The sequence below is a fragment of the Kiloniella sp. genome, from assembly GCF_048270245.1.
Taxonomy (GTDB): domain Bacteria; phylum Pseudomonadota; class Alphaproteobacteria; order Kiloniellales; family Kiloniellaceae; genus Kiloniella.
On sequence record NZ_JBLWTH010000002.1, the window covers coordinates 376,470 to 398,171 of the forward strand.

Consider the following 21,702-nt stretch of genomic DNA (forward strand, 5'->3'; position numbering starts at 1 on the left):
GATACTTTTTAACAAAACATGGCAAATCTTCGTTTAAGTAGCGGTATGAATTTTAGTCATTTCTAGATTTTTGATTGGTTACAAATTCCTGCAATCAGGCCATTATAATCTCATGAATACACAGACTAAACCTTCAGATATTGCGTCCTCCACATCAAGCACAGGAAGTGAGATTCCCTTCTCATTCGATGAACTATTTTTTTCGAGAACCGATGGGCAAGGCATTATTCTATCAGGTAACAGTGTATTTCAACGTGTCAGTATATATTCATGGAATGAAATACTACACAAACCACACAAAATCATTAGACACCCTGATATGCCAAAAGCCGTTTTCTGGTTATTGTGGAATACAATTAAAAGCGGTCAACCAATTGGGGCCTATGTAAAAAACAAAGCAAAAGACGGGCGCCACTATTGGGTTTTTGCAATCGTCACCCCCATAGATGGAGGGTATCTTTCTGTACGCCTAAAACCCAGCAGTTCGCTTTTCAGAAAAATACAAGACGAATACATCACACTTAAAAAAATTGAGAAAAGTGATAATCCTTCTCCAGAAGAAAGCGCAAACTTACTATTGGCACGATTAAAAAAACTTGGCTTTCGGAATTACAATGCTTTTATGGCATCAGCGCTAAGTCACGAAATAATAGCACGAGACAAACAGCTAAAGAAGGGAGAAGACCCTTCTATTAACAATTTCAACAATTTGGTTGAATCAGCTCAACACCTATTAGATCACACGAAAGAAATATTTCATAACTATGAAGGACACAGGCACGTCCCCCTTAATCTACAGGTGCACGCGGCACAACTAGGCGAAACAGGTGCTGCTATCGGGGTTATTTCAAACAATTACACAACCATAGCAACAGAGCTTCAAGAAAAGATGACTAGGTTTATGGAATCTGGGACCCATGTGGCAGAAACCATAGATAGCGGTTTATTTCTAGCAGCAACAGCCAAAATACAAAGAGAAGTTGCGTCTGTTTTTAAACAGGCCCCCCCCAACGAAGGCGCATCACAAGAAAAAGAAATGATTAACCTTCAACAACAGCAACAAGCATATTCTCTCAAAGCCGCGAAGGGTCTAAAGGATATTTCCATTAAAATATCTCATTTTAAAGAATCTTGTCTAGAGATGCGGAAACTGACTGCAAGCTTGGAGGTAACGAGGATCATGGGCAAGATACAATGCGCTTCTTTAGACGCAGAAAACTCGAGTTTGCCAAACCTGATCAACGATCTTGGACAATTTCAAGACGCAATCTCTCATGGTTTAAAGTTAATTGATCAGGCAAACAAAACTATTGAAAACAACGTGAAATACATACTTGAATACTCTTAAATGGTTGAGTTTTCTTTCATAAAAAACCTTCACCTTTAAAAACCCCTGATCACAATCTCAGGTTGCTTTATAAAAAAAAATCACCCACAAACATAAAGCCATCAACTAATTTAAAGACACTTGCAAAATTACATGGTATTTTAATTAAAATTTATTCACAAATTTATATTACAGGTTTCAATGTATATTCCGCCTATCTACACACGGACGGGAACAATCATTACCCCTGAACTCCGCGCAGACCGGGGACCAGCCTTCAAGCCTGCGACACCGGATACAATAGAAGTACAGAAAATCAAAACCATAAATCCAGATAATTCTGGTAGTAAAAAATTACTCGCGCCGCCTACGGATGGCAGAGGAAGTCGAGTTGATATTTTGGTTTAGATAAAAAAGATCAAAATTTAAGGACGTCCCCATTTAATAACGCAGTTAGGGATATTTTAAATAATTGCCTTGTTTAGGAATAGCCACAGAAGGCTTGTTAGAGCACCAAACTTAGACAAAACACCGCCCCAGACATAACAAAAGCGCGGTCAAACGATCCGCGCTTTTGTTATGTGTCATTCTTTGCAATAAGTTATTAGGCCGCAATACCTTCCCGCCAAGCGGTAGAAGATTTGCATGTTTTGCAAATGCGTTCGCCAGGCCATTCGCTCACGAACTTTTCCCGACACTTCAGACAACTACGTTTTTTCTTTTCATACACCCGGTCAGAAACCGGCTTTGTATTGGACTGATCGCTCATTAATCCCTCCGTAGGATCCGGTAACTTAATAACCTCAAGAACCGTAGTCCTAGGTAAATAGATAATTATTTAAGTTCTTCTGCAAAAAAAAACAGAAGAAAAGGTCTCCAAAGCTCGTCAAGAGCCATCACTATCTGATACCCTATGGACAAATGCACAGGAAACAGAACTATTTCAAATCATAAAATAGCACTGTTCTATCTATACATTTTGTATAGCGTCTCAAATTGTGGCGATTCCGACAGTCGACTACATAGAGACTTATGTAGTAAGAAACGGAACGGAGACTCAAACAAAGGCACTTTGTGCATTGCACAAGTATTAAATAATGTAAGTGAGAAAAAAAATCAACTGCCGTTGTGTGAAATTTGACGATGTCAACGTATTTTTCCGTCGTTTTTTTGTAATAAATTATTCCACAACGAAAGGTTTTACCTGTCCTCCGTAACCATGCACGCTATCATGTGCCCTTATAAAAACTTTTTTTACACCCTTGGGAATCTGAACGCCAGACAAAGATCTTGTAAAGGGTTGCTCATTTTCATGCGGATGATGAAGCACGCGTGTTGCTAAAATGGTTTCGTCTTCGGTGATGACCTCCCAACGATTAGCATAGTGATCCCAACCTGTGTCATCGTGACGCACCGTCACATCAAAGCGCCAACCAAGATCGCCATCTTTGTAACCCTTAACATTAATAACATCTGCCTCGCCTGCAACCACAGGATTCAAAAAAGAAAAAAGCAATATAAGTGGCAACAGTACATAACGGAAAATGGCAGAAATTTTTTGCATAACATCCCCAAGAAGAATTCTATCTAACAATAACTGTTCGCTATCTATAACAGAGGCAATGCAGTAATGCTTTTCACAACCCAGTGAGTTTTATGAAATACAAAACCACAGATGAGAATCCAGTCACTGCCATCAAACATTACCAAATTCAACTTTGCCCCACACCTACCCTTTCGGAGTCTAGGCAATATACATCAAGAATAAAATGCTCTTGGACGAAACAAAACGTGAATACACTATCATCTGGAACTTGCCTTAGCCTGATCATCAACACATAATGTTCCCATGTCAGATCTATTTCAGTCAGCCCCCACAAATGAAACCACGGTTGATTATTCAGCCAAGGACATTCAAGTTCTCGAAGGTTTAGAACCTGTTCGGCATCGCCCCGGCATGTATATCGGCGGCAATGATGAACGCGCCATGCATCATCTTGTTGCAGAGGTTCTTGATAATGCCATGGATGAGGCAGTAGCAGGCCATGCAACACGAATCGATATTGAACTTGGTCTGGATAACCACATAACAATCAAAGACAACGGACGCGGCATTCCCGTCGATGCACATCCCAAATATACGGACAAATCTGCACTGGAAGTCATACTGACCACCCTGCACTCTGGTGCCAAGTTTACACAGGATGCCTATGCAACATCCGGTGGCCTTCATGGTGTAGGTGTTTCCGTCGTAAATGCTCTGTCTGATGCCATGTATGTTGAAGTCGCAAGAGATCGACAGCTTTACCGACAGGAATACAGCAAAGGTCATCCGCAAACTAAGCTGGAGTTGATTGGCAAAACTAACAATCGACGTGGAACGACAATTTCATTCCACCCGGACGCCGAAATTTTTGAACCCGGTTGTAAATTCCAACCCGCCCGTCTCTACAAAATGACGCGATCAAAAGCCTACCTTTACAAAGGCGTTCAGATCCGCTGGACATGTGAACCCTCTCTTGTCGAGGGTAGCAACATTCCCCCAAGCGAAGTGATCCACTTCCCGAACGGTTTAAAGGATTTTATTGATTCGCAACTTGGTGAACGCCCGGCCCTAACATCTGAATCCTTTGCAGGTGAAGCTGAGTTTTCTGATGGTCAAGGGCGGGCCGAATGGGCTATTTGCTGGCCCCGAGACGAACAAGGCTTCGTCAATTCCTATTGTAATACAATCCCGACACCTGATGGCGGCAGCCATGAAAGTGGCATGCGCTCTGGCCTCCTAAAAGGTCTCAAGGCATACGGAGAACTTACAGGAATCAAAAAAGCGGCCCAAATTACAGGCGATGATCTTCTGAACGGCAGTATTTCCGTTCTCTCCGTCTTTATCAGGGACCCGCAATTTCAGGGACAAACCAAAGATAGACTTGCCACACCGCTTGCCGCAAAACTAACCGAAGCAACAATAAAAGATCATTTCGATCTTTGGTTGGCCAGTAATCCTGAAAGTTCCAGACTGTTGCTGGAGCGTATTATCGAGCGTAGCGAAGATCGTTTAAGAAGAAGACAAGATAAAGAAACAAGTCGGAAAACTGCGACGCGTAAAGTTCGCCTACCCGGAAAACTTGCCGACTGTAGTAGCAACAGATCAAACGATACTGAAATCTTCTTGGTAGAGGGTGATTCAGCTGGTGGCTCTGCCAAGCAAGCACGTGACAGAAAAACACAGGCGATTCTTCCTCTTCGCGGAAAGATTCTGAACGTAGCCTCTGCGACAGCGGACAAAATAAAAGCAAACCAAGAAATCGCAGATATTAGCTTGGCACTAGGCTGTGGCACCAAAGGACAGTTCGATAAAGACAAGCTTCGTTACGAACGCGTCATAATCATGACTGATGCCGACGTTGATGGTGCTCATATTGCTTCCTTGCTAATGACTTTCTTTTATCAGGAAATGCCTGGTCTGATCGAAAGCGGTCATCTCTTTCTGGCAATGCCACCGCTTTATCGTCTCACACAAGGCAGTAAAACAGTCTATGCCATGGACGACGAGCATCGACTTGAACTGGAAAAAACAGAACTGACTGGGCGTGCGAAAATCGAAGTCAGTCGCTTTAAAGGTCTGGGTGAAATGCCACCTCGACAACTTAAAGAAACAACAATGGACCCATCCAAAAGAGTACTTCTGCGCGTTACAGTTCACCACAATGACGATTTTGACCCTGCCGAAAGCCAACGGGCCGCAGCGGACAGAGTGAATTGCCTAATGGGTAAGAAACCAGAACTACGGTTTAATTTTATCCAGGACAACGCAAAATTCGTTTCAGATATCGACATCTAATATAAACTAAACATTCTTTAATAAAAAAGCACTGCCATTCATCTCGATGGCAGTGCTATTTTATTTGAATTATGGTTGGCTCAATATGCGATAACCCCAACTTTGCCCCTTTTTTGTCACAAAGCCCCACCCTTTGGGCATAAAGCCGCGAGATAAGAATACAAAGAAACAAAACAACTTTATTCTTAGATGACAGGGCAGCGGCATGCTGAAAACAATCACAACGAAACAATTAAACTTTTCGATTAAACAACAATTTATCAGGGGTCTATTGGCTGTCTCTATAATTGTTATGGGCATAGGTCCCTCGGTTGCAAATGGACTGGTGTCTCCAAATGACATGAAAAGAGGCTCGTTGTTATTGAAAACAACGGAAGCCGGTAAAATGGTCGAAGCCATTCAGCTTGCAACCAATGTAGAGATTGACATCAACGGACCGATTGCCCGAACGAAAGTCACCCAACGCTTTAGAAACCCTTCTGATGGCTGGGTTGAAGGAACCTATGTTTTTCCTCTTCCTGAAACATCAGCTGTAGATACACTCAAAATGCAAATCGGTGATCGTTTCATCGAAGGCATTATCAAGCCCAAAGAAGAGGCTCGCAAAATTTATGATGACGCCAAAAGAGAAGGCAAAAAAGCCAGCTTGGTCGAACAGTTACGCCCTAATCTCTTTACCAACTCAGTCGCAAATATAGGACCGCAAGAGATCGTGGTTGTGCAGATTGAATATCAAGAGACCGTCAGGCAATCGAATGGCCTTTTCTCTCTCCGTTTTCCAATGGTCGCGGCTCCACGCTACAATCCCAAGCCACGCATCGTCGAAAGTGTAAACTTTGATAATAATGAACAGTGGGGGACAGTAAAAGATCCTGTTCCGGATCGTGAAGAGATAACTTCGCCAGTTATTAATCCGGCAAACCAGACTAAAAGCAATCCGGTGTCCCTGAATGTCAACCTGGCTTCCGGCTTCCCCATTGCTGAAATCAAAAGCCCATTCCATGACATTATAACAGACTATAAATCCAAAGATCAGGTCCAAGTCTCCCTCAGTGATCAAGTCGTCCCCGCAGATCGTGATTTCGAACTAAATTGGAAAGCTGAACCAAAGAAATCTCCAAGGGTTGCCCTATTTAAAGAAACAATTGGTCAGGATGACTATTTCCTCGCCTTTGTTACCCCCCCCAAATTAGCGCAACTTGCTCAGGATGAAATAACAACACCAGACAGGGAAGTTATCTTTGTTATTGATAACTCTGGCTCTATGGCTGGCCCCTCTATGAGACAGGCAAAGGAAAGCTTGCTTTTAGCTCTCTCAAAGTTGAGCGATCAGGACCGCTTTAACGTCATAAGATTCGATGACACCTACGAAGTCCTTTTCCCTTCAGCTCTTGAAGCCAATACCGGCAATCTTGATATCGCAAAAAGGTTTGTCTCATCACTCGAAGCTGATGGCGGAACCGAAATGTTACATGCGCTGGAAGCCGCCTTGGAAGATCAAACCCCGCACGAAAAATCGACTTTACGCCAGATTGTATTCTTGACGGATGGTGCCATTGGCAATGAAAAACAAATGTTTGATACCATTGTTAAAAAACGAGGTCGTTCTAGAATTTTTACCGTCGGTATTGGTTCTGCCCCCAACAGTCACTTTATGAACCGCGCATCCAGCTACGGCAAAGGAACCTTTACCCATATCGGATCAGAACAACAAGTCAGATCCCGTATGAACGAACTATTTACAAAGCTTGAAACCCCGGTGTTAACCGATCTTCAGGCAAACTGGCCAGAAAGTAATCAACCCGAGAAAAACAATGTAGAAATGAGCCCACGTCAGCTCCCCGATCTCTACAGTGGTGAGCCCGTCGTTATCTTGGCTAAAGCCAATAATATGGTTCGATCAGTCAAAGACACACTGGATGTTTCTGGACAGTTCTCAAACCAGCCTTGGACAATTAAATTACCCCTATACAAAGCACAGCAAGGCAATGGTATTGGCAAGCTTTGGGGCAGGAGAAAAATTTCAGAAATAGAAGGTCAGTATTTTCAGGCCGACAATTGGAATATACTTGATCAGGACATACTCAAAACAGCTATAAAATATGGCATAATCAGCAAAATGACGAGCCTTGTCGCTGTTGATATCACCCCGACGCGGCCAACTGGTACAAATTACAATAGTCAGAAAATAGCGTTAAACCTTCCTGCTGGATGGGATTTTGAAAAGGTTTTTGGACCAGATTACACCTCAGCTCCAGAATCGCTTGAAGATGCCAGCATTTCGTCTTTGCATACCCTAGCAGCAACCGATGCACCCCTTGCAGATCCGGCCCTTGCAAAAGCCAAATCCATTCCCTTACCTGCAACAGCAACAACAGCGGAATTAAAAATCATTCTTGGTATTCTTCTGTTACTCGCAACGGTATTCTTTATGTTGGTGTCACGGAAGATGCTGCCAAATTGGCTGCGTCCATAATCATGGCAATCCTTCACCGCTTAAAGCCTACGACACAAATCCGACCTCCCGCTCAAAGGCCCCATCAATATCTGGTAAGAGGAGTGAGAAAGCTCCTCTTACTCGCATTATTCATGGCTGGTTTTGCATTGCTCGGAGATGGTCTCTACATCAAATCAAAAGCAGTTCTAGCGCAACACTTGTTACAACAGGCCTGGCAGGAAACCTTAACCACTAAGACACCACAAAAAGCATGGTCATGGGCCGATACCTACCCTGTTGCAGAAATCAGCCTCCCCGATCTGGCTATAGATCCTGTAATAGCCTTACGCGGCAGTAGCGGCGAGGCCTTGGCATTCGCACCCGGTCATTTGGAGAACACTGCCCACCCCGGACAGCAAGGAACAGCCGTCTATGCCGCACACAGAGATACTCATTTTGCTTTTCTCGAAAACATAAAAGCGACTGACATCATCCAGGTGAAAGATCCCCAAGGACAAGATCATCGGTATAAAGTGGACAATATCCGTATTGCGAGATGGGACCAATCAGGCATTAACAGCCAAAACACTTCGAAAAGAATAGCCTTGGTAACTTGTTGGCCCTTCAATGCACAGACACCGGGACCGCTACGATATATTGTCGAAGGACATTTGATCAAAAACTCTACATCCGACTAACCGAACAATCGCTTTGCAAGAGAGTAAAACAAACTTGAAAGACTTAGTTTCGTTCAAGCCACGCCTGTAGAGTTTCATTCACCTTTTCTGGTAGCTCTATATTAGACAGATGCCCGCAGTCTTCCAAAATCAATAGTTCGGCATTTGGCGCCAAAGAAGTAATTTCTTCGGAACAGTCCACCGGAGTAATCAGGTCATCCCGGCCACAGATGACTTGAACCGGGCACTTTATTTTCGGTAAAAGACCCAAATGGCTTTCACGATCCAGAATAGCGGTTTGCTGACGTACGAAAGCTTCTTGCCCAACCTCTTCGGCCATTTTGTATATTTCAGACGTCAAAGACACATCATCCATTCGATTTGGATGAATAAGAAGTGGCATCAAGTGTGGCGTTACGCCCTTAAACTTTCCTCGCCCAGCTAATGAAAGTAAGCCACGCCTACGTCGTTTTTGTTCAGGACTATCCGCACGCGCTTTTGTATCAATCAACGCCAAGCGCTTTACCCGCTCTGGCGCAATCCGCATAATTTCGAGTGCAACATAACCGCCCATAGATAACCCGACGAGATTGAATTTGCCACGCACTTGCTTCAAAGCATGCAGCGCCAGCACATTTATGGAACTTGCTTGGGTTAGATCAGATACTTCGCAAAGATACTTGTCTTTAAAAAAGTCCAACTGTGGCGCCCACAGTCGTTCGTTACACAACAAACCTGGTAGAAAAACCAGACGTTCTTTTTCTGTCATAAAATTAATCGTTTTCTTTGAGTAGGCTGGATAATTTTTTAAATTCAGGCGTACCTGCTTTTTTCAGCATTTCAAACATTACCATCTCGCTCGAAACAACTTCAGCACCTGACCTGATCATACGATCCAACGCCAATTGTCGGTTCTCATTAGTACGCGAGCCAATAGCATCAGCCACAACAAAAACATCAAATCTGTCTGCCAGCAATTCTAAAACAGTCTGCTGTACACAAACATGTGCTTCAACACCCGTTACGATAACTTGGCGTCGCCCCGTTTCTTTTAAGGCGGACATAAAAGGTGCACAGCCGGCTGAGCTGAAAGAAATCTTTTCGAACACATTTTTTTCTGTGTAAAAATCACGTAGCTGTTCAACTGTATGACCAAGCCCTTTGGGATATTGCTCGGTCACCAGAATGGGCACAGATAATTCGGACGCTGTTTTTAAAACCAGTTCATTGGCTTTCAGGATCGAAGGGAGTTCAGGAATAGCTGGTGCCAATCTCTCTTGCACATCTATGACAACAACAACCGAATCTTCTGCAGACATCAACATCTTTAAAGTGCCTCTAACAAGTTAAGTATCCCCTTACTGACTTAAACATCACAGGGTTAAAATTAAACAATAATATCACTTTATACAGTTATTTGGCGATTTTCAGTACCTAAAACATAGTACAAATTGACTTTTTCAAAGCTTCCCGTATTATGCGCACGTCGCTTCTGGAAAGCATGCGTAAGTTTTTACGTATTTCTGCTTTTTTTGACTAACGCTCAACCGTAACTAAGGAATACATGAGCTTTTCTGATCTTGGATTAAATCCAAAGCTCCTGCAGGCTGTCGAGGATGTTGGCTATACAACACCTACGCCCATTCAGGAACAAGCAATCCCCTACGTGTTAATGGGTCGTGATGTAATGGGCTGTGCTCAAACCGGGACAGGTAAAACTGCCTCGTTTACACTGCCTATGATCGAAATGCTGTCCAGTGGTCGGGCCCGCGCAAGAATGCCGCGTTCTTTGATCCTGACACCAACACGTGAACTTGCCCATCAGATTTCGGAAAATTTCGAAAGCTATGGAAAATACAGCAAGCTTAGCAAAGCTCTCCTTATCGGAGGCTCTTCCTTTGCGGAGCAAACAAAGCTCCTCGAACGCGGCGTTGATGTTCTGATTGCAACACCTGGTCGCCTTCTCGATCTTTTCGAGAGAGGCAAGATCATGCTTGTTGATACCAAGCTGTTGGTTATCGACGAAGCAGACCGGATGTTGGATATGGGCTTCATTCCCGATGTGGAGAAAATTGTCTCTTTGCTTCCTCCGCTAAGACAGACACTCTTTTTCTCTGCAACGATGGCCCCGGAAATCAGAAAGCTTTCTGATAAATTCCTCAGCAATCCAAAAGAAATCTCTGTGACTAAACAGGCATCAACTGCCGAAACTGTCGAGCAGACGATTATCAAGATTGATGGTGGTCCGAAAGAAAAACGAGAAGCTCTGCGTCAAATCATGGCCAGTGAAGGTGAAATTCAGTCTGCGATTTTATTCTGCAACAGAAAAAAAGACGTGGATATTCTGAATAAATCTTTGAATGTACACGGTTTTTCTGCTGCAGCTCTCCACGGTGACATGGTTCAATCATCACGCATGGAAACATTAAGCGACTTTAAAGAAGGCAAAGTTAAGCTTTTGGTCTGTTCCGATGTTGCTGCACGTGGCTTAGATATTCCAGCTGTATCTCACGTATTTAATTTTGATGTTCCCGTTAATCCTGAAGATTATGTTCACCGAATTGGTAGAACCGGACGCGCAGGACGTGAAGGTAAAGCATTCACAATTGCTACAATTGAAGATTACAAAGGGTTACGTAACGTGTTGACGACCATCAATAGCGGTATCCCTGTCGTTTCTCTTGAAGGCTTTGATAGTTGGACCGACGAAGAAGCTGCGTCTTTGAAAGGCCGTAGACGTCGTCGCCCAACAAAAGCAACCGCAAAAAGTAGTGATGCTAAAGAAACAAAACCAAGCCGTCGTCGTAAGAAATCCGATGATGTTGCTGAGGATGTTTCAGCTGACGCTACGGCAACAACAGCTGTAGAAAACGGTGCAGACGAAAAACGTAGTGCGAAAAAACCAGTACGAGCTACCCGCCGCAAAACCAGACCTACCGCAGTTATTGGTGAGAGAGAACCTTCATCAGAGCCGAGCAATCCTACTAGCTCTTTTGGGGATCACACACCTGCTTTCATTCTTCGGGAAGCAAAGGTGGCGTAGAACGCTCACTCAAGTAAAATAAAAAAGGCGTTCATTTTGAACGCCTTTTTTATTTCCTGAATCAGATCAAATGTTCCAGGCTTTTAAACAATAAATATTGATGCTCTACAATAAAGTGGTATTCATTAAGAATAAACACCCTTCCTGCGTCGTTTCTACTCTTAAATCCGGCGCCCCAAGTTTAGAGCATCCGTATGAACAAAGATTCCGCCCTTCCTTTTGGCGTTCCCTACTCACTTTTTTATATCTTTGTTTTCATGACTATGGGCATTATCTTGGTGTTCTGGCCACTTTGGCTTTCAGAAAGAGGCCTTAGTAAGTCAGAGATTGGAAATATACTTTCCATACCCCCGTTCCTCATGGTGCTGGTTTCACCGGCCATCGCCTTCGTTTCAGAAAAAAGTGGCTATAGCAGAGCCGTACTCTTTGCAACGGCATTGATATCTTGCGGGTTCTTCTTTGCTTTTTATTTTGCTGAAGATTTTTATCTTTACCTCTTACTTCAAGCTGGTGCATCCTGTTGTTTTCTTTCGCTTATTCCTTTAGGTGATAGCCAAACACTTAAGGCAGTTCGACTTTATGATTTAAATTATGGACGGATAAGGCTTTGGGGATCTCTTTCATTCATTGTCACAAGTTTTGGCGTTGGCTACCTTTTAGATACCATCGATATTAATTGGACGCTTTGGCTCATTTTGTGCGCCCTTATTACTGTCGCATTCTTCAGTTTAATCCTACCTCAACTCCCTAAAGAGCAAGAAAAATCACAAGGAAACCCACGAATATTCCTCAGAAAACCAAGCTTCCTTTTTTTCATCTTAGGGGCGGGCATGATTATCGGCAGCCACGCTGCTTACTACGCTTTTGGTTCTCTCTACTTAACATCACTGGGGTACAGCAAAAGCCTAATTGGATTTATCTGGGCCTTTGGAGTTATGGCCGAAGTCATTTTATTTGCATTCAGTAACAAGCTGTTTAAAAGTGCGCGATCTTTACATCTAATCATTATCGGAAGTATTGCCGGTATGATCAGATGGGGGACACTCGGGTTTAGTGACAGCATGATTTTAATCATAGGCATCCAAGTTTTACACGCTCTTACATTCGGCCTAACCCATCTGGGGTCCATGTCATTTATAACAAAGCATGCCCCCAAAGATGTCTCGGCTTCTGCACAAAGCCTCTATTCCAGTATCGCCAATGGCCTGATGATGGGTTTATCAATTTTCGTCTCGGGCATGCTGTTCGATATTGACCCTTCATATGCCTTTCTTGCTATGGTGGGCATGGCAGCAACTGGCGGTACAATTATATGGATAGTTACGAAGATTGTACCACCGAGCGACGCCCCGCCGGCAAAAGAATATACGCATCAAGAACTACCTTGAACCGTAAAGAATTATTAGTATTTCCATAGTTACAATAGAGATGTTCTAATGTGTTATCTTAATAACATGAGAGAGCCGCGTTTTGATGGAAACTAAATCCGTATCTGTTGTTAATTTTATGGATCATAATTATTGAAATTACTTCCTAAACATGTCTTTGCTATTGCGTCTCTTATACTTATTTTTCCAGTGGTCAAGAAAAGCATTGCCGCCGAGAATCAACAAGTCACGATGGCTTGCAGCTCTTTTCCTCCCTATAAAATAGAAAACCCCGGCATAGGCCCCAAAGGCATAGATGTCGATATAATGCTGGAAATTTTCTCCCTTGCAGGGCGGGATGTTGAGTACACGTTTTACCCTTGGCAAAGAGCTTTAAAGCTTGTGCAACAAGGGAAAGTTGATGGGCTCTGCGGTTGTTCTTATCACCCGGCCAGAGATAAAGATTTCCTTTTCTCAGATATTCTTGGTTACCACAGCCAAGGGGTGTTCTTGTCTGAAGATGTAACTTTACAAAAGTTTGATTCAGTCCTCGACCTTAAAGGTCTCTCTGTTGCCAGTGTAAGAGGTTACACTGTGCACAAAGAACTTATAGACAATGGTATCAATGCCTACGAAGCATCAGATGACAACGAACTATTAGCTTTACTAGAAAACAAGCGCGTTGACGCCATTTATTCCTATAGGGATTCAGTATTATTTGCTTTAGCCAATCGTGAGAAAAAAGGGGCTGTAACTTACAAAGAGCTCGTCAGTCATCCTTATTATTTTTGCTTCTCTAAAAAGTCAGAAAAGGTTCAAAGCATCATTAATGATGTAAACCGTGGCCTTCGTACTATTAGACATAACGGCACCTACGAAAAGATCAGAAAAAAATATCAATAAAAAAGGCCCCAATAACGGAGCCTTTTTTCATTCCCACAAAAATTTAGAGCTTACTTCGTACCGTAAATACGATCTCCAGCATCGCCCAAACCTGGAACAATGTAGCCGTGCTCGTTTAATTTTTGATCAACTGATGCTGTGTAGACGGGCACATCAGGGTGGCCTTTTTGGAACTCTGCAATTCCTTCTGGTGCTGCCAACAAACATAGAAACTTGATATTCTTGGCACCATCTTTTTTAAGACGATCAATCGCAGCAACAGCCGTGTGCCCCGTTGCTAACATTGGATCGACAACAATAACTTCGCGATCGGCCATATCCGTTGGCACTTTATAGTAATACTCAATTGCCTCTAGCGTTTCATGATCACGATATAAACCAACATGACCAACACGTGCTGACGGCAATAGGTCCATCATGCCATCCAGAATACCGTTACCAGCACGTAAAATTGAAATAAAACAAGGCTCCAAGTCGCGAAGAACAGGGCACATTGCACGCTCAACCGGTGTTTCCACCTCACGTTCAGTCAGCACGAGATCCCGTGTAACTTCATAAGCAAGCAGGTGTGAAATTTCTTTTAACAACCGACGAAAATCAGGGGTCGCGGTTTCTTTCGAACGCATTTGAGTAAGTTTTACCTGAACCAAAGGATGCTCAACAACGATTACATTTGCGCTCATATTCATAACCTTTACGTCTGACTGTTTCATTCTCAACAAATTATTCTTGTTACTTACCCTTTTAAGTACTTTATGTCGAGCCCCCTCTATCCACGGAGCCCGTCAGGAAATTGGGGATATTATTGGATACCTAAAATGTGAGACTGAGAACTCACCCGAATAAAGATGCATTTCAAATACGACATTTTGTCGCGATCAAACAAGTATCCTTTTCCTAACAGTCTGGCTTTATTATATTTTCCAGACATCTAAGCGTAAGTTGATTAATTACTGAGCGTTACACGATATATTGGAACTGAAAAAAACTGTTAAAAAGAGGTTGCAATTTCGTTTTTTTGAGCTATTTAAAAAATCGGACCTTTTTAGTCCGGTATGGAGAAAAGCTATGTTCCGCCTTACGAGGTTAACAGATTATGCAGTTGTCGTTCTTGGGCAGATGTCTTCGCAAAAAGAGCAGGTTGTAACAGCCCCTCAGATTGCTGAAGAAACAGGATTGCCCTTACCAACTGTTGCCAAAATTCTTGGTCTGCTTTCCCGGCAAGGCTTAATCACATCCCTTCGCGGTGCGGGTGGTGGCTATATCAACCATCAGGATGCATCCTCTATTACTGTTGCAGATATCATTCAATCCATCGAAGGGCCTATTGCTTTAACGGCCTGTGTCGAAGGAGCCGTTGATAACTGTTCAGTAGAGACCATGTGCCCCATGCGCGGGAATTGGAACAAAGTAAATCAAGTTGTCGCTAACGCCCTTAAAACGGTAACACTCGCCGACATGATTGATTTTCAAGACAGTTTCATAATAGACAAACAAAAATCGGACGCGAGCTCGGCAGAGCTTACCTGATCAATTCAATAAAGTCCGATAGGAGAGTAAGAAAATGGCTGCCACACAAGAAACAGTCGAACAGGTCCAATCCCTTGAGATGGACAAATATAAATATGGTTTTGTAACAGATATTGAATCTGAAAAGGCCCCAAAGGGTTTAAGCGAAGATACTGTTCGTTTCATCTCTGCCAAGAAAAATGAGCCCGAGTGGCTTTTAGAATGGCGCTTGAAAGCTTATCGCCTTTGGCTGACGATGCCTGAACCCAAATGGGGAAAGTTGGAAATACCTGAAATTGATTATCAGGATTCATATTACTATTCTTCCCCAAAAAGTATGGAAGACCGCCCACAGAGTTTGGACGAAGTCGATCCAGAGCTTCTTCGCACATATGAAAAGCTTGGCATTCCGATTAAAGAGCAAGAAGTATTGGCGGGTGTGGCCGTTGATTACGTATTTGATTCTGTATCTGTTGCCACCACTTTCCGCGAACAGTTGAAAGAAGTTGGCGTTATCTTCTGTCCAATTTCCGAAGCAATTCAGGATTATCCGGAACTCGTCAAAAAATACCTTGGCTCTGTAGTTCCTGCTGGTGATAACAAACACGCCTGCCTGAACTCAGCTGTATTTACCGATGGTTCTTTTGTTTACATCCCCAAGGGTGTTCGCTGCCCCATGGAACTATCAACCTATTTCAGAATTAATGAACTGAATACAGGACAGTTTGAACGCACATTGATTGTGGCGGATGAAGGCTCTTACGTTAGTTATCTGGAAGGCTGCACAGCCCCTCAACGCGACGAGAATCAACTTCATGCTGCTGTTGTCGAACTGGTGACAATGGACGATGCTGAAATCAAGTACTCCACCGTTCAAAACTGGTATCCCGGCGATGAAGAAGGTAAAGGCGGTATTTACAACTTCGTGACCAAGCGCGGTATCTGTAAGGGTAAAAACTCCAAGATCAGCTGGACCCAAGTTGAGACAGGTTCAGCGATCACTTGGAAATATCCAAGCTGTATCCTTCAAGGTGATAATTCTGTTGGTGAATTCTATTCCGTTGCCATTACCAATGGTCGTCAACAGGCTGATACCGGCACCAAGATGATCCACTTGGGTAAAAATACAACTTCACGGATTATCTCTAAGGGTATCTCAGCCGGCAAGTCACAAAACACCTATCGTGGATTGGTTCGCGTCGCAGCCAAAGCCGAGGGTGCACGTAACTTTACACAGTGTGACTCGCTTCTGGTCGGCGAGACCTGTGGGGCACATACCGTTCCCTATATCGAGAGTAAAAACCGATCGGCAAGACTGGAGCACGAGGCAACAACCTCTAAAATCAGTGAAGACCAACTCTTTTACTGTCGTCAGCGCGGTATATCCGAAGAAGATGCCGTCGGTCTTGTTGTAAACGGTTTCTGTCGCGAGGTGTTGCAGGAACTACCAATGGAATTTGCTGTTGAAGCGCAACAGCTTGTCAAAATCAGTCTGGAAGGCAGCGTCGGATAACGAAGCGCCCTATTCCAATTAGTCACATAGATGAAAAGAACAGAGTAAAAAGATGCTAGAAATTAAAAATCTTCACGCAGAAGTCGATGGAAAAGCCATTCTGAAGGGCATTGACCTGAATATCAACAAAGGCGAAGTGCACGCCATCATGGGCCCTAACGGTTCTGGTAAGTCAACGCTTGCAAATGTCCTTGCCGGTCGTGATGACTATGAAGTTACCGAAGGCGGTATCTTTTTCGGCGGCAAAGATATTTCCGAGCTGGAGCCTGAAGAACGTGCTGGCGAAGGCATCTTCCTCGCATTTCAATATCCTGTAGAAATTCCAGGCGTTACCAACACGACGTTCCTGAAAGAAGCTCTTAATGCTCAGCGTCGTTACCGCGGTGAAGAAGAGCTGGACGGCATGGAATTCGTTAAAATGATCCGTGGAAAAACCAAAGAACTTGGTATTAAGGACGACATGTTGAAACGTGCCGTTAATGTCGGCTTCTCTGGCGGTGAGAAAAAACGTAACGACATCCTGCAAATGGCCGTTCTGAACCCTAAACTTGCTGTTTTGGATGAAACAGATTCCGGCCTCGATATCGATGCGCTCAAAGTCGTTGCCGAAGGTGTGAACAAGCTACGTGCTGAAAACAATGCCATTCTGGTGATCACGCACTATCAACGTCTTCTGAACTACATTGTGCCTGATCAGGTTCATGTTCTCGCGAACGGTAAAATTCGTCGTTCTGGCGGTAAAGAACTGGCACTTGAGTTGGAAGAAAAGGGTTATGCAGACTATTCTGGTGAGGCAGCCTAATGGTAACACTTCCATCAGATAAAGAGGCATTCATTGCCCACTATGACCAAAGCAAAGACCGTTTACCCGGAAACAATCTTGCATGGCTCAATGAAACACGGGCAAAAAACATCGCCCTGTTCAACGACATCGGATTGCCATCAGCGAAAACCGAGCTTTGGAAGTTCACCAGCCTTAATCCCCTGAAGAAACAGGCTTTCTCTGCGCCTGAAACATCAGAATTGGCAGCCAATGATGAACTGCCAAGACTTATGGATAGTACATCTTCTGTGCGCCTCGTCTTCATCGACGGTAGCTATTCCGAAGCTTTATCCGATAGCACCCTGCCAACTGGCGTTACGATGGAAAGCCTGGCGACAGTGCTCGACAACGGGAACAGTGATCTCGATCAAGCGCGTTTGTCACGTCCACGTGCAGAAGAGCAGCCGCTTGTTGCCTTGAATACGGCCCTTATGGCTGATGGATATATTCTATCCATTTCAAAGGATGTTTCTTTAGAGAAAACAATCGAAATTCTACATCTCGGCAGTAGCAAAGCTGAAAGCACGCATCACACCAGAAACATCATTTCTGTTGGGGCGGGTAGCAAGGCGACAATTATCGAACACAATGCAGACCACGGAGAAAACGTCTATTTCTCTAACGCTGCCACAGATATCAATGTTGATGAAAATGCGACGCTGCACCATTATCGTGTTCAGGAAAGTAACAAGTCTGCATTTCTGATCTCTTCAACAGAAGTAGACGTTGGCAAAGGCGCTACATACGATAGCTTCTTGCTGAACACAGGGGCACGGCTAGCTCGTTCAGAAATTAATGTTAGCCTGGCAGCAGAGAATTCCGCCTGTCATTTGAATGGCACCTATATGGGCACTGACGATCAGCATTGCGATATTACAACACGTGTTGATCACAAGACACCACATACAACCTGTGACGAAGTTATCAAAGGTGTCTTGGCGGGAAGTGCAAGAGGCGTTTTTCAGGGGAAAATCATTGTTCATGAGCAAGCTCAAAAAACAGTGGGCAATCAATCTCACCGTGCCATGCTGCTTTCTGACCGTGCTGAAGTGGATGTAAAACCTGAATTGGAAATCTTTGCTGACGATGTGATCTGTAGCCACGGTTGCACATCCGGTCAGATCGACGAAGACGCATTGTTCTATCTACGGTCACGCGGCCTTTCTCAGGAACAAGCACAATCTCTTCTTGTGAACGCTTTTCTGGCTGATGCCGTTGAAGCCGTTCAAAACGAAGATTTAAAGGATCTCTTTCTGGTGAGAATATCTGACTGGCTAGAGAACAATCCAAACAAACCCGCCTGATTTGAAGTAAGGGCATAAGGACAACACAATGAGCATAGGTACAGTAAAAAACGTTGATCTGGGAACCATCAAAGCTGGCGACAATTCGTTGCAGGCATTTGATGTTCATCGCGTACGCGAAGATTTCCCTATCCTTCAACGTGAAATCTATGGCCGCCCCCTCGTCTATTTAGACAGTGCTGCATCAGCACAAAAACCCCGTCAGGTTCTGGATCGGATGCAAGAGGCCTATGAAACTTACTATTCCAATGTTCATCGTGGTGTCCACAGCCTGAGTCAGACCTGTACCGAAGCTTTTGAATCCGGCCGTAATGCTGCGGCACGCTTTATTAATGCAGAAAGCCCTGACCAGTGCATCCTGACCAAAGGTGCTACAGAGGCGATTAACCTAGTCGCACAAAGCTATGGTCGGAATTTTCTGAAAGCCGGTGATGAGATCATCATTTCCCATATGGAGCACCATTCCAATATTGTTCCCTGGCAAATTCTCAGAGATCAAATTGGTATTGAAATCAAGGTTGTGCCGATTGATGGTGATGCAAACTTCCTGTTTGAAGAATACGAAAATCTCTTTACTTCAAAGACAAAACTGGTTGCCATTACCCATATCTCAAATGCTGTTGGTACGATAACGCCGATTAAAGATATTATCCGTGTTGCCCATGCTCATGGCGCAAAGGTTTTAGTTGATGGCTGTCAGGCTGCTCCGCATGCTCATATTGACGTGCAGGATCTCAATCCGGATTTTTACTGTTTCTCTGGGCACAAGGTTTACGGCCCCAGTGGTGTTGGTATCCTTTACGGCAAAGCAGATCTTTTGAATTCAATGCCTCCCTATCAAGGTGGCGGTGAAATGATTGATCTCGTTACCTTTGAGAAAACAACCTACAAAGAAATCCCGCATCGCTTTGAAGCAGGCACCCCGGCGATTGTCGAGACCATTGGCCTTGGAGCTGCTATTGAATATATAGAAGCTTTGGGCAAAGATAATATCGCAGCCCACGAAAACGGCATTCTAGCCTATGCAACAGAACGCCTCAGCAGAATACCCGGATTGAATATTATTGGCAGAGCTAAGGAAAAGGCCAGCATCCTGTCCTTTACGATGGAAGAAGCACACGCCCATGACATCGGTACAATCCTTGATCGCAGAGGCGTTGCCGTCAGGGCCGGTCATCACTGTGCCCAGCCCCTGATGCAACGCTTTAATCTACCAGCAACGGCACGCGCTTCCTTTGGTATTTACAACACCCGCGAAGAAGTTGATGCGCTCGCTGATGCACTTGAAAAAGTACGGGAACTTTTTAGCTAATGTTTGATGATGGAAAAAATTTAAGCGATTTTCTTCCTAAAGCAGAAGAAGGCTTTAAGGCTACAGCAGGTCAGCCATTGGCAGACGGAAAGTCCTTTGCAGGCAAAGATGACATTATTGATGCCTTCCAAAGCGTTCACGACCCAGAGATCCCAGTGAACATCTATGATCTGGGCCTCATCTATGGGCATGAAATGGATGAAAAAGGTAATGTCAATGTCAGCATGACGTTAACGGCCCCAAACTGCCCGGTCGCAGGGGAGCTCCCCATGCAGGTGGCCGAAGCTGTTGCCGCTGTGGAAGGCGTTGGGGAAGTAACTGTTATTCTGACCTGGTCGCCCCCGTGGAACCAGAATATGATGAGTGACGATGCCCAACTGGCACTAGGCCTGTTTATGTAAGCTTTTCTCATATAGCCTTTTTATCTGGGGCATTGCCCCCATATAGTGATATAGTACGATCAGAAACTGGAAATTAAGAGACATAATCCGATGATGCCAAAACTCATCACCCTTACAGATGCTGCCGCAAACCGCGTCAAAACGCTTATGGATCAAAGTCAGGACGAAGCTGTTCTTGGCCTGCGCGTTGGCATCAGTACCAAGGGCTGTTCCGGTCTCAGTTATGTCGTGGAATACGCCAAAGAACAAAAGAAGTTTGAAGATATTGTCGAAGACAAAGGCGTCAAAATCTTTATTGAACCAACTGCCGTCATGTACTTGATTGGTAGCGAAATGGACTTTGTTCAGGATAAATTCCAAAGCTCATTTGTTTTCAACAATCCAAATGAAGAAGGACGTTGTGGTTGCGGTGAAAGCTTTCACGTTGCTCCCGAAAGCAACAAAGCAGAGCTAATCACCTGATTAGTTTCCTCCTACCTGCACTCAGCACCTCAACCACCGTCGGACCTTTAACAAGAAACCCCAACTCAAATCATGTCTTATACATTTGACCCTGCCCCTGTTGTCACACTCCCCGTTGTTGGGTCAGATCAATTATTTCCTGTCCGGCGTATTTTCTGTGTCGGCCGAAACTATGCCGAACACACGAAAGAAATGGGCGGAGATCCTGAAATCGAAACCCCGATGTTCTTTATGAAACCGGCAGAGGCTCTCGTCGCAGAAGGCGGTTCATTTCCATACCCAAACGCAACAACAGATCTTCACCATGAAGTAGAACTTGTCGTCGCCTTAAAAAGTGGGGGCAGTAATATTTCACCAGAGCAAGCCAAAGCACATATTTTTGGATATGCAACTGGCGTTGATTTAACCAGAAGAGATTTACAAAAAATTTGTAAAGACAAACGTCATCCATGGGATGTGGCAAAGGGCTTTGAGAATTCGGCCCCTTGTAGTGCAATTACACCTCTCACTGAAGATCTCGCACTCTCTGGATCCTCTTCAATTTCTCTATGTGTTAATAAAGAGGTACGACAACACGCAACACTTGGAGACATGATCTGGTCGGTAGAACACATTATCTATCACCTCAGCCGTCTGTTTGATCTACGTGCTGGTGATATTATCATGACGGGAACGCCAGCTGGCGTTGGTGCAATCAAATCCGGAGATGAAATCACTTGCTCTATCGATGGTCTCTCGGACCTCTCCTTCAAGCTCACCTAAGACCTGCTGGCTAAACCGCAC

Annotated in this window: 20 protein-coding genes; 16 read left to right on the top strand and 4 right to left on the bottom strand. The window is 44.1% G+C overall.

The window, feature by feature from the left end; genetic code table 11:
* Window positions 1–112 precede the first annotated feature (112 nt).
* Window positions 113–1,348: a PAS domain-containing protein gene (locus tag ACN0W5_RS07000; RefSeq protein WP_417453431.1), complete on the top strand. Its 1,236-nt coding sequence runs from the start codon at window positions 113–115 to the stop codon at window positions 1,346–1,348.
* 180 nt (window positions 1,349–1,528) lie between these two features.
* The gene (locus ACN0W5_RS07005) at window positions 1,529–1,735 is read left to right on the top strand and encodes a hypothetical protein (protein WP_417453432.1); all 207 of its coding nucleotides are present in this window, start codon (window positions 1,529–1,531) and stop codon (window positions 1,733–1,735) included.
* A 772-nt stretch (window positions 1,736–2,507) separates the two neighbouring features.
* Here the strand turns inward: ACN0W5_RS07005 and ACN0W5_RS07010 are convergent.
* Window positions 2,508–2,891, bottom strand: coding sequence for a hypothetical protein (locus ACN0W5_RS07010; RefSeq protein ID WP_417453433.1), 384 nt, complete (start codon window positions 2,889–2,891; stop codon window positions 2,508–2,510).
* Window positions 2,892–3,176: 285 nt separating this feature from the next.
* Here ACN0W5_RS07010 and parE point away from each other — a divergent pair, with 285 nt between their 5' ends.
* The 3 genes from parE (at window position 3,177) to ACN0W5_RS07025 (ending at window position 8,303) form a co-directional block, all read left to right on the top strand.
* On the top strand, window positions 3,177–5,168 hold the full coding sequence (gene parE, locus ACN0W5_RS07015; protein WP_299373969.1) for a DNA topoisomerase IV subunit B: 1,992 nt from the start codon (window positions 3,177–3,179) through the stop codon (window positions 5,166–5,168).
* Between the two features lie 205 nt (window positions 5,169–5,373).
* Complete coding sequence (locus tag ACN0W5_RS07020; RefSeq protein ID WP_417453434.1) at window positions 5,374–7,644, top strand: marine proteobacterial sortase target protein; 2,271 nt, start codon at window positions 5,374–5,376, stop codon at window positions 7,642–7,644.
* A gap of 83 nt (window positions 7,645–7,727) precedes the next feature.
* On the top strand, window positions 7,728–8,303 hold the full coding sequence (locus ACN0W5_RS07025; RefSeq protein ID WP_417453435.1) for a class GN sortase: 576 nt from the start codon (window positions 7,728–7,730) through the stop codon (window positions 8,301–8,303).
* A gap of 43 nt (window positions 8,304–8,346) precedes the next feature.
* Here the strand turns inward: ACN0W5_RS07025 and ACN0W5_RS07030 are convergent, their stop codons facing one another.
* Both ACN0W5_RS07030 and ACN0W5_RS07035 read right to left on the bottom strand, forming a co-directional pair.
* Window positions 8,347–9,051: an alpha/beta fold hydrolase gene (locus tag ACN0W5_RS07030; RefSeq protein WP_417453436.1), complete on the bottom strand. Its 705-nt coding sequence runs from the start codon at window positions 9,049–9,051 to the stop codon at window positions 8,347–8,349.
* A gap of 4 nt (window positions 9,052–9,055) precedes the next feature.
* Window positions 9,056–9,607, bottom strand: a complete 552-nt coding sequence (locus tag ACN0W5_RS07035; RefSeq protein WP_417453437.1) for a hydrolase — start codon at window positions 9,605–9,607, stop codon at window positions 9,056–9,058.
* Between the two features lie 239 nt (window positions 9,608–9,846).
* Between ACN0W5_RS07035 and ACN0W5_RS07040 the strand changes: the two genes are divergently transcribed.
* The 3 genes from ACN0W5_RS07040 to ACN0W5_RS07050 all read left to right on the top strand — a co-directional run bounded on the left by ACN0W5_RS07040 (window position 9,847) and on the right by ACN0W5_RS07050 (window position 13,595).
* The gene (locus tag ACN0W5_RS07040; protein ID WP_417453438.1) at window positions 9,847–11,325 is read left to right on the top strand and encodes a DEAD/DEAH box helicase; all 1,479 of its coding nucleotides are present in this window, start codon (window positions 9,847–9,849) and stop codon (window positions 11,323–11,325) included.
* A gap of 194 nt (window positions 11,326–11,519) precedes the next feature.
* Window positions 11,520–12,713, top strand: coding sequence for an MFS transporter (locus tag ACN0W5_RS07045; protein WP_417453439.1), 1,194 nt, complete (start codon window positions 11,520–11,522; stop codon window positions 12,711–12,713).
* Window positions 12,714–12,845: 132 nt separating this feature from the next.
* Window positions 12,846–13,595, top strand: a complete 750-nt coding sequence (locus ACN0W5_RS07050) for a substrate-binding periplasmic protein (protein WP_417453440.1) — start codon at window positions 12,846–12,848, stop codon at window positions 13,593–13,595.
* Between the two features lie 50 nt (window positions 13,596–13,645).
* On the opposite strand, the gene upp is transcribed toward ACN0W5_RS07050, so the two are convergent.
* Complete coding sequence (upp, locus tag ACN0W5_RS07055; protein WP_299379110.1) at window positions 13,646–14,284, bottom strand: uracil phosphoribosyltransferase; 639 nt, start codon at window positions 14,282–14,284, stop codon at window positions 13,646–13,648.
* A gap of 379 nt (window positions 14,285–14,663) precedes the next feature.
* Here upp and ACN0W5_RS07060 point away from each other — a divergent pair, with 379 nt between their 5' ends.
* The 8 genes from ACN0W5_RS07060 (at window position 14,664) to ACN0W5_RS07095 (ending at window position 21,681) form a co-directional block, all read left to right on the top strand.
* Window positions 14,664–15,125 carry an SUF system Fe-S cluster assembly regulator gene (locus tag ACN0W5_RS07060; RefSeq protein WP_299379108.1) on the top strand — a complete coding sequence of 154 codons (462 nt, stop codon included), beginning with the start codon at window positions 14,664–14,666 and terminating at the stop codon, window positions 15,123–15,125.
* Between the two features lie 34 nt (window positions 15,126–15,159).
* The gene (gene sufB, locus ACN0W5_RS07065) at window positions 15,160–16,617 is read left to right on the top strand and encodes a Fe-S cluster assembly protein SufB (RefSeq protein ID WP_417453441.1); all 1,458 of its coding nucleotides are present in this window, start codon (window positions 15,160–15,162) and stop codon (window positions 16,615–16,617) included.
* A gap of 52 nt (window positions 16,618–16,669) precedes the next feature.
* Entirely contained in the window at window positions 16,670–17,419 is a 750-nt protein-coding gene (gene sufC / locus ACN0W5_RS07070; protein WP_417453442.1) for a Fe-S cluster assembly ATPase SufC, read from the top strand.
* Window positions 17,419–18,744: a Fe-S cluster assembly protein SufD gene (gene sufD / locus ACN0W5_RS07075; protein ID WP_417453443.1), complete on the top strand. Its 1,326-nt coding sequence runs from the start codon at window positions 17,419–17,421 to the stop codon at window positions 18,742–18,744. Before sufC ends, sufD begins: the two co-directional genes overlap by 1 nt.
* 28 nt (window positions 18,745–18,772) lie before the next feature.
* Window positions 18,773–20,056, top strand: coding sequence for an aminotransferase class V-fold PLP-dependent enzyme (locus ACN0W5_RS07080; protein ID WP_417453444.1), 1,284 nt, complete (start codon window positions 18,773–18,775; stop codon window positions 20,054–20,056).
* Window positions 20,056–20,457 carry a DUF59 domain-containing protein gene (locus tag ACN0W5_RS07085; protein ID WP_417453445.1) on the top strand — a complete coding sequence of 134 codons (402 nt, stop codon included), beginning with the start codon at window positions 20,056–20,058 and terminating at the stop codon, window positions 20,455–20,457. Before ACN0W5_RS07080 ends, ACN0W5_RS07085 begins: the two co-directional genes overlap by 1 nt.
* Window positions 20,458–20,547: 90 nt before the next feature.
* A complete protein-coding gene (locus ACN0W5_RS07090; protein ID WP_085900335.1) occupies window positions 20,548–20,919 on the top strand; it encodes a HesB/IscA family protein in 372 nt (123 codons plus the stop codon).
* Between the two features lie 72 nt (window positions 20,920–20,991).
* Window positions 20,992–21,681, top strand: a complete 690-nt coding sequence (locus ACN0W5_RS07095) for a fumarylacetoacetate hydrolase family protein (RefSeq protein ID WP_417453446.1) — start codon at window positions 20,992–20,994, stop codon at window positions 21,679–21,681.
* Window positions 21,682–21,702 lie beyond the last annotated feature (21 nt).

Coding starts and splice junctions, on each gene's coding strand:
- ACN0W5_RS07000 (WP_417453431.1), top strand. CDS start 113: ATGAATACACAGACTAAACCTTCAGATATTGCGTCCTCCACATCAAGC.
- ACN0W5_RS07080 (WP_417453444.1), top strand. CDS start 18,773: ATGAGCATAGGTACAGTAAAAAACGTTGATCTGGGAACCATCAAAGCT.
- ACN0W5_RS07060 (WP_299379108.1), top strand. CDS start 14,664: ATGTTCCGCCTTACGAGGTTAACAGATTATGCAGTTGTCGTTCTTGGG.
- ACN0W5_RS07045 (WP_417453439.1), top strand. CDS start 11,520: ATGAACAAAGATTCCGCCCTTCCTTTTGGCGTTCCCTACTCACTTTTT.
- ACN0W5_RS07035 (WP_417453437.1), bottom strand. CDS start 9,607: ATGTTGATGTCTGCAGAAGATTCGGTTGTTGTTGTCATAGATGTGCAA.
- sufD (WP_417453443.1), top strand. CDS start 17,419: ATGGTAACACTTCCATCAGATAAAGAGGCATTCATTGCCCACTATGAC.
- ACN0W5_RS07040 (WP_417453438.1), top strand. CDS start 9,847: ATGAGCTTTTCTGATCTTGGATTAAATCCAAAGCTCCTGCAGGCTGTC.
- ACN0W5_RS07005 (WP_417453432.1), top strand. CDS start 1,529: ATGTATATTCCGCCTATCTACACACGGACGGGAACAATCATTACCCCT.
- sufB (WP_417453441.1), top strand. CDS start 15,160: ATGGCTGCCACACAAGAAACAGTCGAACAGGTCCAATCCCTTGAGATG.
- ACN0W5_RS07010 (WP_417453433.1), bottom strand. CDS start 2,891: ATGCAAAAAATTTCTGCCATTTTCCGTTATGTACTGTTGCCACTTATA.
- parE (WP_299373969.1), top strand. CDS start 3,177: ATGTCAGATCTATTTCAGTCAGCCCCCACAAATGAAACCACGGTTGAT.
- ACN0W5_RS07085 (WP_417453445.1), top strand. CDS start 20,056: ATGTTTGATGATGGAAAAAATTTAAGCGATTTTCTTCCTAAAGCAGAA.
- ACN0W5_RS07090 (WP_085900335.1), top strand. CDS start 20,548: ATGATGCCAAAACTCATCACCCTTACAGATGCTGCCGCAAACCGCGTC.
- upp (WP_299379110.1), bottom strand. CDS start 14,284: ATGAATATGAGCGCAAATGTAATCGTTGTTGAGCATCCTTTGGTTCAG.
- ACN0W5_RS07095 (WP_417453446.1), top strand. CDS start 20,992: ATGTCTTATACATTTGACCCTGCCCCTGTTGTCACACTCCCCGTTGTT.
- ACN0W5_RS07030 (WP_417453436.1), bottom strand. CDS start 9,051: ATGACAGAAAAAGAACGTCTGGTTTTTCTACCAGGTTTGTTGTGTAAC.
- sufC (WP_417453442.1), top strand. CDS start 16,670: ATGCTAGAAATTAAAAATCTTCACGCAGAAGTCGATGGAAAAGCCATT.
- ACN0W5_RS07020 (WP_417453434.1), top strand. CDS start 5,374: ATGCTGAAAACAATCACAACGAAACAATTAAACTTTTCGATTAAACAA.